The sequence below is a fragment of the Allobranchiibius huperziae genome (assembly GCF_013410455.1).
Lineage (GTDB): Bacteria > Actinomycetota > Actinomycetes > Actinomycetales > Dermatophilaceae > Allobranchiibius > Allobranchiibius huperziae.
The window spans coordinates 779,368-797,444 of record NZ_JACCFW010000001.1 but is presented as its reverse complement, the minus strand read 5'-3'; the positions used below and the strand labels follow the sequence as shown (position 1 = coordinate 797,444).

The window sequence follows — 18,077 nt, the reverse complement described above, 5'->3', positions numbered from 1 at the left end:
TCAGGCCTTCCTGCCGGCGATGAAGTCGGCCATGGCGTGCAGGTCGGCCGTGGCGGACGGTGTCAGCGCCGCGCCGCGCAGGGCTGCCTGCGCGCTCGCCACCAGGCGGCGCGCCTCACCTTCCGCCCAGTCGCGTGCGCCGGCCTCCTCCAGCAGTCCGGCGGCCCGTGCGAGGGCGGCCGGATCGGTGGGCCCGTCCGTGAACCAGGCCCTCAACCGGGCGGCCCGGGCGCCGTCCTGGCCGAGCGCCCAGCAGACCGGGAGGGTCTTCTTCTTGGCCTGCAGGTCCGAGAAGTTGGACTTGCCCGTGACCTGCGGATCACCCCACACGCCGAGCAGGTCATCGACCAGCTGGAAGGCCAGACCGATCCGCAGGCCGTACGTGGTGAGCGCGTCCAGCGCGTCGGCGTCGCCACCGGCGAGCACGGCACCGATGACCGTGCTGGTGGCGATGAGCGCGGCGGTCTTGCCCTGCGCCATCCGGCGGCATTCGTGCAGGCTCACCTCGGCACGCTGCTCGAAGGTCATGTCGAGCACCTGACCGTTGATCAGTGCACGGGTGCACCGCGCCAGGTGCCACGAGGCCGCGGCGGCCTGGAGGCCACCCTCCTCCAGCAGCACCTCGTGTGCGAGGGACAGCATCGCGTCCCCGGTGAGGATCGCGGTCGCCTCGTCCCACACGGACCACACCGTCGGACGGTGCCGGCGCGTACGGTCGCGATCCATGATGTCGTCGTGCACGAGCGAGAAGTTGTGCACCAGCTCGACCGCGACGGCGCCCGGGACGGCGACGGCCGGTTCCGCGCCGACGGCGCGGGCGCCGAGGACCGCCAGGGCGGGGCGGACGGCCTTGCCTCCCGCTCCGGAGACAGGGTTGCCGCCGGCGTCCACCCAGCCCAGGTGGTAGGAGGTCGTGAGGCGCTCCAGATCGTCGAGCCGGTCGACCGCCTTGTGCAGCGCGGGCAGCACCAACGAACGGGTCTCGTCCAGGGTCTGCGCGGGTGCGCGCCCGATGTCGTTCATCACGCCGCCACCTCGTCCCGTGGGGATCTCCGGGTCTCCTGCAGCAGCGCGGCCGCAGCGTCCCTACCGCTGCGTACCGCGCCCTCCATCGTCGCGGGCCAGCCGGTCGCGGTCCACGCACCGGCGACGGCGAGCCCGACATGTCCGGTCCGTTGCGTCGGCCGGTACGCCGCGGTGCCGGGCGTCGCGCGGAACGTCGCCCGCGGCTCACGGGTGACGAAGAAGTCCAGCACGTGCGCCGAATCCATCATGGGGAGAAGCCTCCGCAGCTCCGGCAGGTAGATCTCGCGGAGCTGCGCGGCGGTGCGAGGCAGGTCCTCGTCGGCGCCGGACAGCGAGACCGCGAGGTACTGCCCGCGTCGCACACCGGACTGGCCGGTGCGATCGAAGACCCACTGCAGCGGGCTGTCGAGCGCGACCACGAACGGCGTGTCGAGGACGACCCGGTCGAGCAGCACGTGCAGGTTGACGATCGGAGAGCTGCCGAGACGTGCGGCGTACCCCGGGCCGGCGCCCAGGTCGGCCCAGGGCGCGAGCCGCTCGGTAACGTCCGGGGGCACGGCCAGCACGGCCTGGTCGTACTCCGTGTCGACGCCGTCGGCGCGCACGACCCACCGGCCCGACGCGGGCGTCACGCGTTCGACCTTGGCACGCACCCGCACCTCCGCGCCTGCCGCACCCAACGCGCGCACGGCAGCGTCGCCGTGTAGCTGTGACAATGGGACGTCTGACCAGCCGATGTCACCTGCCGTTCGGTCGGTGAGCAGGCCGAGCTGGAAGACGGTCGCGGCGAGAGCGAGCGAGCACTCGTCGGCATGCACGTTGAGAGTCGCGAGTCCGACGACGTCCCACAGGTTCTCGCGCAGCCGCCTCGAACAGTGGTGTGCGTCCAGCCAGTCGCCGAAGCTGGTCTCGTCGCTGGCAGCCGACGCGGTGTCGACCGCGGCCAGCGCCAGAGCGATTCGGCCGGCGCGGACCCGGTCCGGCACCGGCAACCACGGATGACGGGCGAGCGAGCCGGCCAGGTGCATCGGGGCGGGCAGCCCGTTGCGGCGCAGATGGCCCGTCGTGGCGCGCCGCCCGCTGCGCATCGGGATGTCCAGGCGGTCCTGCATCGTCACCAGGTGTGCGACAGCGAGGCGCTGCAACAGACTGCGATAGGCGGTGCAGCAGCGCAGGAAGACGTGCTGCCCGTTGTCCACCCACATGCCGTCGCGCTCGAAGCTGTGGGTCAGGCCGCCCAGGTGCGCCTGCCGCTCCAGGAGGGTCACGTCGCACCCGGCGTCGGCGAGTCCGATCGCGGCAGTGATTCCGGCGAGGCCGCCTCCGATCACGGCCGCCCGCGTCATCTCAGCCCTCCGCGAGCGAGGGCGGAGACCGCGACGGCACCCTTCTCCCACCCGGGAAGGGACAGGCGCGAGCCATAGACATCACTGGGGTTCTTACGGATCCGGGTCAGCAGCCGGTGGTAGATGCCCGACATGGCGGCACAGCAGGCGCTGCTGCGGGAGTCCAGCTCAGGCAGCAGCCGGCCACCCAGCGCGTACCAGTTCTCGGCCCGGGCAGCCGCGAAACCGATGTAGGCGGCGAGCCTCGCCTCGGGATCGCAGAGCGAGCCCTGTGCATCGAGTTCGAGGGTGATGCCGTGCTCCTTGAGCTCCTGCTGGGGCAGGTAGACGCGGCCGATGAGCAGGTCCTCGCGGATGTCGCGCAGGATGTTGGTCTGCTGCAGCGCGATACCCAGCTGGTCGGCGTACATCGGCGCCCTCGGGTCGGTGCCGGCGCCGAAGACGGACAGGCACAACCGGCCGATGGACCCGGCCACCCGACGGCAGTAGACGGTGAGGTCCTCGAAGGTCTCGTACGTCACGTCGGCCAGGTCCATCTCGACGCCGTCGATCAGCTCCAGGAACGCCTCCAGCGGCACCTGGAAGTCGCGTGCGGTCGCGGCCACCGCGAGCAGGACGGGGTCGGTGGAAGCGTCGATCCGTTGCAGGTCCTGCCGCAGGGCGGCCAGGGCGCGGATCTTGTCCTCGCGCGGCCGATCCTCGTCGCCGATGTCGTCGATGCGGCGGGCCAGGGCGTAGAGGGAGCACAGCGCGGCGCGCTTCTGTGGAGGAAGCAGACGGATGCCGTAGTAGAAGTTGCGTGCCTCGTCCCGGGTGATGGTCTCGCACGCGGCGAAGGCATCGGGAAGGGTGGCCGTCGTCATCCAGCACCTCCGGAGCGCAGCAGCAGTGCGGCGATGTGACGAAGCACGTCGACCCGTCGTGGTCGCGGGACGGCAGTGACGACGTCACCCCGCGCGCGGTCGATCGCGTCCGCGGTGGCCAGGCCACCGGCGACGAAGCCTGCGACCGAGACCTTCGCCCAGCCGTCCAGGCGGCGCAGCAGCGGTGGTCCCGCATCCAGCAGCTGCCGCGCCCGCAGCACCTGCAGGGAGACCACGGCGCAGAGGTCCTCTCGATGGCCGGGGTCGAGCAACGTCGCGGTCGACAACCCGGCACCACCCAGGTCGTCCTGCGGCAGATAGACCCGCCCGGCCCGCGAGTCCTCGACGACGTCCTGGCAGTGCTCCAACACCTGCAATGCGGAGCAGATCCGGTCCGACAGGGCGATCCGCTCCGGCGAGGACCTGGCGAAGATCTCCAGCACGAGGCGGCCGACGGGGTCGGCCGACAGCGCGCAGTATTCGAGAAGGGCGGCGAAATCTGCGTACTCGGTCACAGACTGGTCCTGCAGGTTGGCCGCCACCAGGTCCTGGAAGGGCTTCTCGGACAGTCCGCATGCCGTCACCGTGGGCGCCAACCGCATCAGGGTCGGCTCACTCAGCCGCTCACCGGCCCAGAGCGCGTGCACCTGGGAGCGGTAGGCCCTGAGGGCGGTCGTGCGGTCGCCGGTGCCCGAGTCGCCCAGCTCGTCGATGTGCCGTGCCACGGAGTAGACCCGGCGCAGATGGTCCCGGATCGCCGCCGGAAGCACGCGCAGAGCCACCGGAAAGTTCTCGCTGCGGTCCCGTGCGTCGTACATCGGCAGGCGCGAAGTCGTGTCGTTCGAGGGCTGCGCGACCGTCATGACTCGTAGTCTGGGTCCACTCGTCACCGTCGGTCTCGACCCGAATGAGTGAGTTTCTGGGCCGACGTTTGTCATTCGATGACAAATCGATCAGGAAGCGGGGATCTGCGGGATGGCGCAACGGTTGAATGCGGAAGCACTTCCATCGCAACCGGATTCACACGTCGAGGTGCTGCGGGAGTCACTGACGCAGACCTTCCCCGACCTGCTGCGCGTGGTCGGTGACGAGCTCGCCACCATGTGGCCCACCTACACGGCGTACATGGAGGAGCATCGCGATCAGCTCGCGCTGGCGTCCGAGGTCGTGATCCCGCAACTGCTCGCCACGGTCAGTGATCCGGCCGGGAGACCCGGTCACGGCGACACCCTCGACCCGGCGATCGCGAACGTGTTCGAGCAGATCGGCCGCGTGCACTACCTGCACGGGCAGGACCTGACCAGCCTGCTCACGGCCTACCAGAGCGGCGCCCGCGTGTCCTGGGAGTTCATCTCGCAGGCGGCCATCACGGCCGGCATCGGCCCGACCGACATCGCCCGCCTGGCCCAGACACTCTTCACGATCGTGCACGACCTGTCGGCCTGCACATCGCAGGGCTTCGTCAGCGAACAGTCCGACTCGGGGATGGCGGCCCAGCGGGCGCGCGCCGAGCTGACCGGTCAGATCATGTCGCCCTTCACCGACCTCATCGCGCTGCGGCGTGCCGCGGACCGGGCGCTCTGGCGTCTGCCGGACGAGGTGGTCTTCGTCATCCTGCGCCTCGACAAGGACGAGACTCCGCTGCAGTCGGTGCAGACCGACCCGGAGTGGCTCTTCGTCCGGGTCGACGGGGTCGTCGGCCTGATCGCGCCGTGGGCACGGGGCACCCGTGAGCGCCTGATCCGCGCGCTGGCGTCCGAGGGAGCGATGGTCGGCCCGCCGATGCCGATCGACCAGGCCCGCACCAGCCTCACCCTCGCACGAAGTGCGTTGTCACTGCAGCGATCCGGGCTCATCACCGAGTCGGTCGCATTCGTCGGCGATCATCTCGACACCCTCATCGTGCACCAACGGCCGCAGCGCGTCGCAGCGCTCCGGTCGCAGGTGCTGGCACCGCTGGACGACCTGCCGCAGGCGACGCGCGAGAGACTGATCGAGACACTCACCTCGTGGCTTCGGCACATGGGCTCCCGTGTGGAGATCGCCGAGGAGCTGCACATCCATCCTCAGACGGTGCGCTACCGCGTCGAGCAGCTGCGCGAGGCGTTCGGCCCCGCGCTGGACTCACCGGCCGAGCGGGCCCGGCTCTATCTGGCGCTCATCTGGGGCGAACCCGTCCTCGACGCCGACTGAGGCGGCAGCGGCGAACCGCTCATCGAGCGCCTCGCGCAGGAGGACGGCGTCCAACCTCGCGGCGTCGGTCACGATGCTGACGTCGAGCAGACCGCCCCAGCTCAGTGCACCCACCGCCAGGGGTGCCCCCGGTGCGGGCGGCAGCAGTGGCATCACCCGTGTCACAGGCGCCCCCCTGAGCGTGAAATCGCGGTCCGGCCCCGGCATGTTGGAGACGATCGCGTGGAAGTAGCGCCGCCCGTAGACCGACCGGGCGAAGCTGCGCCGCACCGGTCGTGGCACGCAGCGCAGGGCCGTCGCCATCACCCACCGCGACGCCAAAGCCCTGGCCGGCGAGCGCAAGGCGGCGGCCGAGGTCCGCAGGGTGCGCAACTGATCGGCCAGGGGCTGATCCCGCAGCGGCACGTCCACGATGACGGCGGCCGTGACATTCCCGTCGGCACCGCTGCCCGGCGCCCGCAGCATCATCGGCACCGACACCCGCAGCCGCCCCTCGCAGGTCCGGGCCAGATCGGGGTACGCCGCGGCCGTCCCCGCACCGACCAGGGCGAGCAGGACCTCGGTGACCCGGGCGTCGTGGGCGCGGGCGATCGAGCGGACCTGCTCCAGCGGCAGCTGCATCGAGCTGTAGCTGCGGCGGCTCGAGCCGGTCGGCAGCAGGGCGGACGGTCGTCCGTCGGTGGCCAGCTGTCCCAGGCCCACGACCACGGCGCCTGCGCGGCGGGCCGCGGACGGCGCGTTCGCCGCGGGGATGGGCAGCTCGAACCGCGGGCGCAGCAGGCCGAGCAGCTGCACCACCGCACCGATGCCGTCGGCCATGCAGTGGTGCATGACGATCACGAAGGCGGACCGCTCCCCCGGCAGCCCGTCGACGAGCACCGCCCGCCAGAGCGGGCGGTCACGTGGCAGCTCCTGCGCGCAGAACCGCGCCACCACCTGATCCATCCCGTCGAGCCCGGTGCCCGTGGGCAGTGACTGTCCGGTCACGTGGCTGGACCAGTCCGGCTCGCCGGCCGGCTCCCAGCGTGCCGCCCCGCGACCTGGTGCGAGCCGGGAGGTGAAGCGCGGGAACGAACCCAGCTCGGAGCGGATGAGCTCACGAACCTGCTCCACGGTCGGGGGTGTCGCGCCGGGACCGCCGAGCAGCACGTAGCCGCCGACGTTCTGGGCATTCCCGTCGTGCTCGACGTCCAGGAAGAACTCGTCCGAGGTCGCGAGCAGGCCACGCTCGGAGCGGGTCTGCCAGCGCTCGACGACGAAGACCGACGCCAGCACGAAGATCGCCGCGGGGACGGCATCGAGGACGAAGTGGTTGGCCGTCGCCACCACTACGACGAAGGTCAGCGCCACGTGCACGGCGCTCAGCGCCTGCAGCCAGCGCCGTTGGGAGATCCGGGCGAGCATGACGCTCACCCACAGGGCCCACGCGATGTGCAGTGACGGCACGGCGGCCAGCTGGTTGGCGTCGGCGACCAGGGGCGACCCCCAGGAGCCGATCGTCGACCCGGTCGTGACGGTGTCGACGTACCCGGTGCCCGACAGGAGACGCGGCGGCATGACCGGAAGGAGGGCGAAGCAGGTGAAGGCGAGCAGGTTGAGTACGACGAAGGAGTCGCGTGCCATGCGGTAGACGCCGGGCATCCGCCAGTAGGTCAGCAGCAGCAACAGGGCGGCGCTCAGGATGTAGGTCGTCGCGTACTCGTAGTTCGCCGCGACCATCAACGTGTGCCGCGAGGCGAGCCAGGCGTTCCAGCTCCGCTCGACGTCCAGGTGCAGCCACCGCTCGAGGTCGATCAGGCCACGCGCGTGACGCTCCGCCGCAGCGCGACGGCCGGCGCCACCGAGATGATCGACGCCCAGGTAGACGGCGAAAAGGGCCAGACCGATGACCAGTTCACTCCAGGCGGGCGGTCTCGGCGAGTGCGACGTGGTGCGGACGCTCACGGATTCGTCCTAGCACATCGCCGTGTGCCGGCCACCCGGATCGCTCAGGCGGTGGCGATGCTGAAATTCGGCATCCGGGCGATCCGGCTCCAGCCCCAGGCGGTGCAGATCACGACCGACAGCACGGTCAGCGAGGTGCTGAGCAGGCCGCGCGAGAGCACGCCGGTGCTCATGCCGAGGTGCAGCGCGCCGACGCTCATCGCGACGTCGATCAGGCGCGAGACGCCCCAGATGACGCAGACCTGGGTGAACATCCGGCGGGCCCGGCGGTCGTCGAGGAAGAACTGAGGCAGGGTGATGAAATCGCGCGCGAGGTGCAGGGTGATCGGTCGACCGACGGCGGCGCTGACCAGGAAGATCGTCGCCATCAGGGCGGATCCGGCGATCGGCTGCAACAGGAAGACGTAGACGCTGGACAGGGCGAGCGCGATGCTCGTGCGGCCCACCAGCATCGCGACGGCGAGCAGCAGGGTGCGCGGGACGTGGTGCCCCTGGCGCCACCGGATGGCGAGGGTGAGCGCGCACCACACGAGGACGGCGATCAGGCCTCCCACCTGGCCGATCGTGAAGATGCTGACGTAGAGCAGCAGTGACGGGACCAGGACGGTCTCGGTGATGAGACGAGCGCCGCGGCGTACCGACGAGCGCACGAGTGCTCGGTCGATCACCAGGCGGCCGCTCTCGGGGGCGGCTGGAATCGCGCTCGGCGCATCCGTCATCTCATGATGGTGACATCGATTCCTTGGGATGGGCTGAGGAGTCGGCGTGTCGTACCAGCGGAGAGTGCGACAGCCCGGTGATGCCGATGATGAGAAGCGTGCCGGTGAGTGCCACCGCGAGAAGATCCGGGGGTGAATGCGGCACTTCGACGTGGAATCCGAAGATTCCGGCGCAATAACTGACGATCGGGTTGGTGATGCTCATCGCCGCGAACGGCCAGGGCAGCGAACCCTGCGAGAACGCCGCCTGCTCCAGCAGCAGGCCGCCGAGCGTCGACAGCGCGAGGGTGTAGCCCGGCCAGTCCTTCGCCGTCGCGAGGACACCGGGACCGAACAGGGACGCGCTGGTGAGCTTCATCAGCACGGCCGATGCCGCGAAACACATCCCCGCGCCGGTCGCGAGCAGGAAGCTCGCGAGCATCCCGCCGGTGCGACGGGCCACCACCACCAGGAGGACGACCGTGGCCGCGATGAGGACCAGGATCAGCGCGACACGGTCGCGGTCGGGCGATCCGCGCAGCGGCGCGGCGCGCCCGACGGTGAGCAGCACGACCAGACCGGCGCAGATCGAGAGCCCGAACGCGAAATCGCGCCGCCTCGGCTGGTCGCGCGAGCCCCCGGTGGACAGGAGCAGCGCGAAGAAGATCTGCATCGTCATGATGGGCTGCACGATGGCGACGGTGCCCAGCTGCAGGGCGGCCGCCTGGATCCCGAAACCGGACATGTTGATGAGCCACCCGAAGAGCCAGCGCCGACGGGTGAGCAGATGCCGGATGAACCCGGCGAAACCCCGGACCGTCGCGATCTCGTGCTGCCCGGTGGCCCGCTGGGCGTGGGCCTCCTGCTGCTCGATCATGGCCGACAGGGCGAACGTGAACGCGGCCGCGAGGGCGAGCGCGATCACCAGCAGCATCATGGCGTGCGCTCCGTCGCCCGCCCGGGTCGGATCGGGCGACCGAATCGCGCGGCCAGGCCGCTGTACGCCGAGGGCGCCACCGCGCGTACGACCGCGGCGGACCGCAGCCAGCGGGGCGTCCAGACCTCACCGGCGTCGCGCTCGATGGCGCGCACGATGCGGGCCGCGACGACGTCGGCCGACAGCGGACGCGGGCTGCTGCGGTCGTACGCGGCGCCGCGACGCTCGAAGAAGGGCGTCTCGACGACGCCTGGCACCGCCACGGTGACGCCGATCCCGGTGCCGCGTAGCTCCAGACGCAGCGATTCGGCGAACGCGTCCACGCCGGATTTCGTCGCGGCGTAGACGGACTCACCGGCCACGCCGACCCGACCGGCGATGCTGGTGACGAAGCACAAGCCGCCCGTGCCGCGCTCGAGCATGCCCGGCAGCACCGACCGGGTCAGCTGCATCGTGGCGGTCAGATTGGTGGCGACGAGGGCGTCGACCGTCTCCGTCGGCATGGCGGTCAGCGTCCCGGCCCAGCCGATGCCCGCGTTCGCCACGAGCAGGTCGATGCGGCCGTGCGCGGCGAGTGCCTCGGCGACGACCCGTTCGCGGGGGGCCCGCTCCGCGAGGTCGCCCACGACGGATGCCGCACCAAGATCGCCCGCGACGGCTGCGGTCCGCCCGCCGTCGCGTCCGTGGACGATCGGGACGGCGCCCCGTGCGGCGAGACGGTGCGCGAGCGCGGTGCCGAGGCCCGACGAACTGCCGGTCACCAGGGCGACGCGATCGTGCAGGTCCACCACCGTCTCCTCGATAGACGATCTATGCGACCGACCGACTCTAGCGGCCGGTCACCGCAGGTCGGACCGGGCGGATCACTCCCACTCGATGGTGCCCGGCGGCTTGCTGGTCACGTCGAGGGTGACCCGGTTGACCTCGCTCACCTCGTTGGTGATGCGGCCGGAGATCCTGGCCAGGACGTCGTACGGCAGGCGGGTCCAGTCCGCGGTCATGGCGTCCTCGGAGGACACCGGACGCAGCACGATCGGGTGACCGTACGTGCGGCCGTCACCCTGGACGCCGACCGAGCGGACATTCGCGAGCAGCACCACCGGGCACTGCCAGATGTCCCGGTCCAGGCCCGCAGCGGTGAGTTCCTCACGGGCGATGGCGTCGGCGCGGCGCAGGATCGCCAGGTTGTCGCGGGTCACCTCGCCGATGATCCGGATGCCGAGGCCGGGGCCGGGGAACGGCTGGCGCCACACGATGCCCTCGGGCACCCCGAGCTCCAGCCCGACCTGGCGCACCTCATCCTTGAACAGGGTGCGCAGCGGCTCGATGAGGGAGAACTGCAGGTCGTCGGGCAGACCGCCGACGTTGTGGTGGGACTTGATGTTGGCCGCACCGGTGCCGCCGCCGGACTCCACCACGTCCGGGTAGAGCGTGCCCTGCACCAGGAACTTCACCGGGTGCTCGTCGTCCTGCTGGGAGCCGACGATGTCGCGGGCGGCCTTCTCGAACGAGCGGATGAACTCCCGGCCAATGATCTTGCGCTTCTCCTCTGGGTCGGTCGCTCCCGCAAGGGCGTTCAGGAACTGGTCGGTCGCGTCGACGACGACCAGGTCGACGCCGGTCGCGTCGACGAAGTCCTTCTCGACCTGCTCGGCCTCGCCCTCGCGCAACAGCCCGTGGTCGACGAAGACACAGGTGAGCTGATCGCCGATGGCTCGCTGGACGAGTGCGGCCGCCACCGAGGAGTCGACGCCGCCGGACAGCCCGCAGATGGCCCGTGCGGAGCCGACCTGCTCGCGCACCTGCTCGACCAGCTGGTCGGCCATCGCCTCGGGCGTCCAGTCCGGCGACAGCTTCGCGCCGCGGACCAGGAAGTTCTCCAGCACCCGCTGGCCGAAGGTGGAGTGCATGACCTCGGGGTGCCACTGCACGCCGTACAGCTGACGCTCGTCGTCCTCGATCGCCGCGACCGACGCACCCGGCGTCGTGGCGGTGACCCGCAGACCGGGGGGCGCCTCGGAGGCCGCGTCGCCATGGCTCATCCAGACGGACTGCTCGTCGGGCTGACCGTTGAAGAGGGTGGAGTCGGTGTCCACGATCTGCGCCATCGTGGCGCCATACTCGCGCAGGCCGGTGTGCTCGACGTTGCCACCGAGGCTCTTGACCATCGCCTGGAAGCCGTAGCAGATGCCGAAGACCGGCACGCCCGCCTCGAGCAGGGCCGGGTCCAGGCCGGGGGCGTCGTCGGCGTAGACCGAGGACGGGCCGCCGGAGAGCACGATGGCGGCGGGCTCGCGGTCGAGGATCTCCTGCACCGGGGTGGTGTGCGGAACCACCTCGCTGTAGAGCGAGGCCTCGCGCACGCGGCGGGCGATGAGTTGGGCGTACTGCGCGCCGAAGTCGACGACGAGGACGGGGTGCTCCTGCAGGGGGGCGGTCACCTGCTGGATTCTATCCAGCAGCGACGGGCCCCGAGGACGCCGCTCAGCCGCGTGGGGTGTCCGCCTGCAGCGCCGCGAGGTCGCCCTCGACGTTGGCGCTCACCTTGCGCTCGATGTAGAACGACAGGAAGGGCACGCAGCCGGCGAGGATGACGCCCACCATCTTGAGCAGCCCCCAGCGCATCCTGAACGCGAGGTTGACGGTGGCGGCGATGTAGACGATGTAGACCAGGCCGTGCGGCTGCGGCCACCAGTCGAGCGCACCGTTGTCGAAGGCGTACTTGAGGATCACCTGGGCGGTCAGCAGCAGCAGGCCGATCCCGACGATGACCGCCATCACCTTGAAGAAGGTCAGCCCCTTACGCGCCTTGGCCGGGTCGATCAGGGTGCGCCCGGAGGGTCGCGCCGCCTTCTGGGTCTGCTCGCTCACTGCCGGTCCTTCGTCTCGACTGATGCCGCGGCGGTCTGCTCGCCGTCCGTGCCTTCGCCATTGTCCGCGACCGGCCCGGACGGGAGCTCGGCGGCCCGCCCGGCCTCCTCCGCGGCGTACTCGTCACGCACCATCCGCACCCACACGTAGACCGCGAAACACGCGAATGCCCACCACTGCACGGCGTATCCGGCGTTGAGCAGGTGGAAGCCGCCGCCTCCCGGCTGCGGCGGCGGGAACGTCGCCACGGGTGCGGCGGTCGCGCTGGGTGACTCGTCCGTGGCGAAGACGAACGCGTTGTAGACCGTGCCACCCCAGGTGTTCGCGAGCACCGCCAGGTTGATCGCGCCGATCTGGCCGCTCGGGTAGCTGCCGGTCGCGGGCGACTCCCCCGGGGCGAGCGCACCGGTCACGGTGACCTGGCGGCTTCCGGTCAGGGGCGCCGGCACGTGCGTCGGGTCGGCGACGAAGCCGCGGACGACCGGTAGTCGTGCCCCGTTGCCGTCCACCACCAGCGGGGTCAGCACCCAGAAACCGTTGTGTCCGTCCAGTGTCCGCCCGGCGACCAGCTCCTGCAGGGCGCCGTCGTAGTGCCCGGTCGCCCGCACCGGCCGCAGCGACCCGTTGGAGGGGAAGCTCTCGGCGGGCTGCATCACGGAGGTGATCGCGGTGACCGGCCGGTCCTGCATCTGGTGGTTCGCGGTGGCGTGCCCGGCACTGCGGGCGACGTCCAGCTGCCAGATGCCGAGCAGTACGAACGCCACGACGAGCACGACCATGAGCACGAACAGGCCCATGAGGCGCGGTGTGAGAGCGGCCCGGAGCATGGTCTCCATTGTGCGTCCGGCGGCTGTGCGCCGACGCCCAGCCCTCCCGCGCAGAAAACCGATCGCGTCCGCGTCCCCGCCCGACCTAGGCTGAAGCACGCCATGAGACCCCTGCCGTACGACGACCCCGGGACACCCGATCTGCGGTCGCCGGTGCGGTTCATGGCATGGACCGCACGCCTGCAGTGGCGCACGGTGCTGGGCGGGGTCTGCTGCGCGATCGTCTGGATGCTGTGTCTCGCGATGATGCCCGCCGCGATCAGCCGGGGCACCGACGACGGCATCCGCGGGCACGACATGGGCGCGCTGGTGCTGTGGTCACTCACGCTGATCGTGCTCGCCGCGGTCGCCGCAGGCGCCGGGGTGCTGCGGCACCGCTTCGCGGTGCTCAACTGGCTGCAGGCGGCGTTCCGCTGCATGCAACTGGTCGGCGAGCACGCCACCGACTCCGGTGAGGCGCTGCCCCGGGCGATGCCGACCGGCCAGGTCGTGGCCAGTGCGGCCACCGACGCCACCCGCTTCGCGGAGTCCTACGACGCGTTCGCCCGGTTCGTCGGAGCGATCGTCGCCTACCTGGTGGTCGCGATCATCCTGCTGCGCAGCTCACTCCCGCTCGGTCTGGTGGTGCTGCTGGGGGTGCCGGTCCTGCTGACCGCCCTGGCCGCGGTGATCAAGCCCCTGCAACGACGCCAGCAGGCGCAGCGCGAACAGTCCGGCCGGCTCTCGGAGCTGGGCGCCGACACCGTCACCGGACTGCGCGTGCTGCGCGGCATCGGCGGCGAGCACACCTTCCGTCGCCGCTATGCCGAGCAGTCCGAACGCGTACGCCTCGAAGGGGTGCGGGTCGCGACCCCGCAGTCCACGCTGGACTCCGCGCAGGTGCTGCTGCCCGGCATCTTCATGCTGGTGGTCACCTGGCTCGGCGCCCGGTCGGTGCACTCCGGCGCGATCACGCCCGGCGAGCTGGTGGCGTTCTACGGGTACTCCACCTTCCTGGTGATGCCGCTGTCGACCGCGACGGAGATGACCGGCAAGTTCCTCGCGACCCGCGTCGCGGCAGGCCGCATCATCAAGGTCCTGCAGATCCCCGGCGACCACACCGGTGAGGTCCCGACCGCGCATCTGCCCGACGGTCCGCAGGAACTGGTCGACCCCTCCACCGGCGCGGTCTTCGCGCCCGGCCTGCTGACGGCCGTGGTCTGCGACGTACCCGCGCAGGCGTCCGCGTTGGCGGACCGGCTGGGCCGGTTCGGGCAGGGGGGCACCGACGTGACGTTCGGCAGCGTAGGTCTTGCGGATGTCGCTGTGCGAGAGGCCCGCTCGCGAGTCGTCGTGTCCGAGGTCGACCCGCGGCTCTTCGCCGGGACGCTGCTCGATCAGCTCGACCCCGCGGGCCGGAGCACCTCCGATCAGATCGCCGCCGCCTTGGACGCCGCCGACGCGCACGACGTGCTGCTGGCCCTGGAAGACGGGCTGCAGTCGCAGGTCGAGGAGCGCGGCCGGTCCTTCTCGGGCGGGCAGCGTCAGCGGCTCGCCCTCGTACGCGCCCTGCTCACCCGCGCCGAGACCCTGGTGCTCGTGGAGCCGACGAGCGCCGTCGACGCGCACACCGAGGCGCGGATCGCGGCCCGGCTGGCCGCCGCGCGCCGCGGTCGCACGACCGTCGTGATGGCCGCCAGCCCCCTGCTGCTCGACCAGGCCGACCGGGTGCTGCTGCTGCAGGACGGCGGCATCGTCGCCGAGGGCACCCACGCGGACCTGTCGAGGACCTCGCCGGCCTACCGACGCGTCGTCCTGCGCGGAGAGGAGGACATCGATGAGCCCGCTCACGCCTGAGGTCGCGAAGCCCACCGTCCTGCCGGTCGCCGACGGCGCCGCCGTGCGCCGGCACGCCCGGATGCTGATGCGTCGGCATCGCCGCGCGCTGATCGTGACGGTGGGGTTGCACGCGCTCGCGGCCGTCGCCGCCCTGTGCGCACCGCGGCTGTTCGGCGAGCTCATCGAGCGGCTCTCGCACGGCATCGACAACGCGACCATCGACCGGTTCGGCGTCGCGCTGCTCGTGGTGGTGCTCGCGCAGACCGCCCTGACCTGGACGGCCCGCCGCTCGGCGTACGTGCTGGGCGAGACCGTCTTCGCCGGACTGCGCGAGCGATTCATCGACCGGGTGCTGGAGCTGCCGCTCTCGACCGTCGAGCGCGCGGGCACCGGCGAGCTGGTCTCGAGGACCACCAACGACGTCGATGCGCTCTCCTACGCGGTGCGGTTCGGGGTGCCGGCCACCCTGGTCGCGGCAGTCACCTCGCTGCTGACCCTGGGGGCCGCCTTCCTGGTCAACCCGCTGGTCGCCCTGTCGCTGCTCATCACCCTGCCGCTGCTGTCCCTGTCGACCAAGCGCTACCTGCGCTTCGCCGGGCCCGGCTACGCACGGGAGCGGGCGTCGTACGCCGTCACGAACGGCGTGGTGAGCGAGAGCATCGAGGGCGCCCGCACGATCGACGCACTGTCGTTGCAGGGTGTGCGGCGCTCCCGGCTGCACAGCGCGATCCGCGGGATGTGGGACGCCGAGCTCTACACGTTGCGACTGCGGATGTGGTGGTTCCCGACCGTGGACCTCGGCGCCATGCTGCCCGTCGGCGTGGCGCTGCTGTGGGGCGGTTTCCTGGTCGCGCACGGCCACGCGAACCTCGGTCAGGTCGTGACGATCGTGCTCTACGCGCTGGCCATCGGCGACCCCATCGACGAGCTGCTGTCCTGGCTCGACGAGATCCAGGTCGGTGCCAGCGCCCTTGCCCGGATCATCGGCATCGAGGACCTGCCGCCCGACCGCCAGGCGGGTGACGCGCGCCCGAGCGACTCCCGGCTGGCCGCACGCGACGTGCGCTACTCCTACCGCGCCGGACGCGAGGTGCTGCACGGCATCGACCTCGATCTGGCCCCCGGCGAACGGCTGGCGATCGTCGGGCCCTCCGGCGCGGGCAAGTCCACCCTCGGCCGGCTGCTCGCCGGCATCGACGGCCCCGGCAGCGGCTCGGTCGCCGTCGGCGGGGTGCCGTTGGTCGAACTCCCGCTGGACGACCTGCGCGGCGAGGTCGCCCTGGTCACCCAGGAGCACCACGTCTTCGTCGGGACGCTGCGCGACAACCTCCTCCTCGCCCGGCCCGCGTCCGACGACGAGACGCTCTGGGCGGCGCTGCGCTCGGTGGACGCCCTGCCGTGGGCGTCCGCGTTGCCGGACGGCCTCGACACCCGCATCGGGCAGGGCGGCCGGACGCTGACCGATGCCGCCGCGCAGCAGCTCTCACTGGCGCGGCTGGTGCTCACCGATCCGCACACCCTGGTGCTGGACGAGGCGACGTCGCTGCTGGATCCGCGCGCCGCGCGCCACCTGGAGCGCTCCCTCAACGCCGTCGTCGAGGGACGCACCGTGGTCGCGATCGCCCACCGCCTGCACACCGCGCACGACGCCGACCGGGTGGCCGTGGTCGAGGACGGCCGGATCACCGAGATCGGCCCGCACGCCGAGCTGGTCGCCGCCGACGGCGCGTACGCCGCGCTGTGGCACTCCTGGCGCGACGAGTGACCCTGGACGCTGTCAGACCGCGGTCGGCACCTTCGCCGGCACCTGCGGGATGCCGAGCGGCGTGCCCGGCACCCGCGCCGCCGGAGCGGGCACTCGTTCGTACGCCGCACCCTGAGTGGGTCGTCCGTCGTCCGCGCCCTTGGCGGGCCACATCGCGAGGGCACGCTCAGCCTGAGCGGTGATGGTGAGCGAGGGGTTGACGCCCAGGTTGGCCGAGACCGCCGCGCCGTCGACCACCGACAAGGCCGGGTAGCCCCAGACCCGCTGATACGGGTCGATGACGCCGGTCCGCGGCGAGTCGGAGATGGTGACGCCGCCGAGGAAGTGCGCGGTCATCGGCATCCCCAGGAACTCCGGCCAGCACGCGCCGGGCACCACGTCGACGTCGCCGAGCTTGCTCAGCTGATCGCTGATCGCGCGGATCGCCTTGTGTCCGGTCGGGATCCAGCTCGGGTTGGGTTCACCGTGACCCTGCGTGCTGGTCAGGCGGACCCGGCCCAGCCGTCGCTTTGCGCCGACCGTGATCGAGTTGTCCAGCGACTGCATGACCAGCGCGATGATGGTGCGCTCGCTCCACTTCGGGCCGAGGGCACGGCTGAGCCGGATCGGCTGCTTCGCGAACGCGGTGAGCAGCTCCCCGGTCCTGCCGGGCAGGGACTTGTCGCCGTTGATCAGCAGGGTCGACAGCAGCCCCATCAGGTTCGAGCCCTTGGCGTAGCGGCAGTTCTCCACGTGGGTGTCGCCGTCGAGGTGGAACGAGGTGGTGATCGCAACGCCCTTGGTGAGGTCGACAGCGGGGTCGGCGGGGACTCGTACGGCGGCGGCCCCGCCCAGCTCCTCGGAGTTGGTGCGGGTGAGCACACCGAGCCGGTCGGACAGCCGCGGCAGCGACCCGTCGGCCTTCATCCGGTGCAGCAACTGCTGGGTGCCCCAGGTGCCTGCCGCGAGCACCACACGCCGGGCGGTGACGGTACGCCGATCGGCGCGCACCCACGCTCCCGTGGACCGGGTGGTGACGCGGAACCCCTCGTCGCCGCCCAGCGACTCCAGGCGCACCACCGTGCGCATCGGCTCGATCCGCACGCCCTTGCGCTCGGCGAGCGCCAGGTAGTTCTTCATCAGCGTGTTCTTCGCCCCGACCCGGCAGCCGACCATGCAGTTGCCGCACTCGGTGCAACCGGTGCGCTCCGGGCCCTCGCCGCCGAAATACGGGTCCGGCACGGTCTTGCCGGCCTCACCGAAGAACACCCCGACGGGCGTCTTGCGGAAGGTGTTGGACGCGCCGAGCTGTGCGGCCGCGTTCTGCATGATCTCCTCGGCGGCGCCCCAGCACGGGTTGTCCTCGACCACGCCGAGCATCCTGCGCGCTACGTCGTAGTGCGGGGTGAGCTCGTCCTCCCAATCGGTGATGCCCGCCCACTGCGGGTCCTGGAAGAACGGGGTCGGCGGCTTGTAGAGCGTGTTCGCGTAGTTGAGCGATCCCCCGCCCACACCGGCGCCGGCCAGGACCATCACGTCGGGAAGCCGGTGGTAGCGCTGCACGCCGAAGCACTTGAACGCCGGCGCCCACAGGTACTTGCGCACGTCCCAGGAGGTCTTCGCGAAGTCGGAGTCCTCGAAACGGCGTCCGGCTTCGTAGACCAGGACGTCGTAGCCCTTCTCCGCCGCCCGCAGCGCCGCCACGGAACCACCGAACCCGGAGCCGATCACCACTACGTCATGGTCGTACGTCGTCATCGCCATCCATCGCTTCCCTCGTCGCGGCCGGCTACTCAGCAGTAGTTACTGC

Annotated in this window: 15 protein-coding genes; 3 read left to right on the top strand and 12 right to left on the bottom strand. The window is 71.2% G+C overall.

The window, feature by feature from the left end:
- Genes HNR15_RS03785 through hpnC form a run of 4 tightly spaced genes read right to left on the bottom strand, consistent with a single transcriptional unit; the run spans window position 1 to window position 4,098 of the window.
- Window positions 1–1,023 (bottom strand): polyprenyl synthetase family protein, encoded by a 1,023-nt coding sequence (locus tag HNR15_RS03785; protein ID WP_179483571.1) that lies wholly within the window; start codon window positions 1,021–1,023, stop codon window positions 1–3.
- A complete protein-coding gene (gene hpnE, locus HNR15_RS03780; protein WP_179479254.1) occupies window positions 1,023–2,372 on the bottom strand; it encodes a hydroxysqualene dehydroxylase HpnE in 1,350 nt (449 codons plus the stop codon). The genes HNR15_RS03785 and hpnE overlap by 1 nt, the downstream gene beginning before the upstream one ends.
- Window positions 2,369–3,235, bottom strand: coding sequence for a presqualene diphosphate synthase HpnD (gene hpnD, locus HNR15_RS03775; RefSeq protein ID WP_179479252.1), 867 nt, complete (start codon window positions 3,233–3,235; stop codon window positions 2,369–2,371). The genes hpnE and hpnD overlap by 4 nt, the downstream gene beginning before the upstream one ends.
- Complete coding sequence (gene hpnC / locus HNR15_RS03770) at window positions 3,232–4,098, bottom strand: squalene synthase HpnC (protein ID WP_179479249.1); 867 nt, start codon at window positions 4,096–4,098, stop codon at window positions 3,232–3,234. Before hpnC ends, hpnD begins: the two co-directional genes overlap by 4 nt.
- Before the next feature lie 112 nt (window positions 4,099–4,210).
- On the opposite strand from hpnC, the gene HNR15_RS03765 reads away from it, so the two are divergent.
- Window positions 4,211–5,428, top strand: coding sequence for a PucR family transcriptional regulator (locus tag HNR15_RS03765; RefSeq protein ID WP_179479247.1), 1,218 nt, complete (start codon window positions 4,211–4,213; stop codon window positions 5,426–5,428).
- Here the strand turns inward: HNR15_RS03765 and HNR15_RS03760 are convergent.
- From HNR15_RS03760 to HNR15_RS03730, 7 genes are all read right to left on the bottom strand, one after another.
- Window positions 5,360–7,372: a phosphatase PAP2 family protein gene (locus tag HNR15_RS03760; protein ID WP_179479245.1), complete on the bottom strand. Its 2,013-nt coding sequence runs from the start codon at window positions 7,370–7,372 to the stop codon at window positions 5,360–5,362. The two genes, HNR15_RS03765 and HNR15_RS03760, sit on opposite strands and share 69 nt — an antisense overlap.
- 44 nt (window positions 7,373–7,416) lie before the next feature.
- A complete protein-coding gene (locus tag HNR15_RS03755) occupies window positions 7,417–8,091 on the bottom strand; it encodes a DUF3159 domain-containing protein (protein WP_179479243.1) in 675 nt (224 codons plus the stop codon).
- A 1-nt stretch (window position 8,092) separates the two neighbouring features.
- Window positions 8,093–9,007 carry a DMT family transporter gene (locus tag HNR15_RS03750; RefSeq protein WP_179479241.1) on the bottom strand — a complete coding sequence of 305 codons (915 nt, stop codon included), beginning with the start codon at window positions 9,005–9,007 and terminating at the stop codon, window positions 8,093–8,095.
- Window positions 9,004–9,795: an SDR family NAD(P)-dependent oxidoreductase gene (locus tag HNR15_RS03745; RefSeq protein WP_179479239.1), complete on the bottom strand. Its 792-nt coding sequence runs from the start codon at window positions 9,793–9,795 to the stop codon at window positions 9,004–9,006. Before HNR15_RS03745 ends, HNR15_RS03750 begins: the two co-directional genes overlap by 4 nt.
- A 75-nt stretch (window positions 9,796–9,870) precedes the next feature.
- A complete protein-coding gene (gene guaA, locus HNR15_RS03740) occupies window positions 9,871–11,448 on the bottom strand; it encodes a glutamine-hydrolyzing GMP synthase (protein ID WP_179479237.1) in 1,578 nt (525 codons plus the stop codon).
- A gap of 43 nt (window positions 11,449–11,491) precedes the next feature.
- A complete protein-coding gene (locus HNR15_RS03735; RefSeq protein WP_343048408.1) occupies window positions 11,492–11,878 on the bottom strand; it encodes a DUF3817 domain-containing protein in 387 nt (128 codons plus the stop codon).
- On the bottom strand, window positions 11,875–12,705 hold the full coding sequence (locus HNR15_RS03730; protein ID WP_179479235.1) for an SURF1 family protein: 831 nt from the start codon (window positions 12,703–12,705) through the stop codon (window positions 11,875–11,877). Before HNR15_RS03730 ends, HNR15_RS03735 begins: the two co-directional genes overlap by 4 nt.
- Window positions 12,706–12,807: 102 nt before the next feature.
- Between HNR15_RS03730 and HNR15_RS03725 the strand changes: the two genes are divergently transcribed.
- Together HNR15_RS03725 and HNR15_RS03720 are read left to right on the top strand one after the other, a co-directional pair.
- Complete coding sequence (locus HNR15_RS03725) at window positions 12,808–14,541, top strand: ABC transporter transmembrane domain-containing protein (RefSeq protein ID WP_179479233.1); 1,734 nt, start codon at window positions 12,808–12,810, stop codon at window positions 14,539–14,541.
- Entirely contained in the window at window positions 14,522–16,288 is a 1,767-nt protein-coding gene (locus HNR15_RS03720; RefSeq protein WP_179479231.1) for an ABC transporter ATP-binding protein, read from the top strand. Before HNR15_RS03725 ends, HNR15_RS03720 begins: the two co-directional genes overlap by 20 nt.
- Window positions 16,289–16,300: 12 nt before the next feature.
- Here the strand turns inward: HNR15_RS03720 and HNR15_RS03715 are convergent, their stop codons facing one another.
- Window positions 16,301–18,025: a GMC oxidoreductase gene (locus HNR15_RS03715; protein ID WP_179483569.1), complete on the bottom strand. Its 1,725-nt coding sequence runs from the start codon at window positions 18,023–18,025 to the stop codon at window positions 16,301–16,303.
- Between the last annotated feature and the right edge of the window lie 52 nt (window positions 18,026–18,077).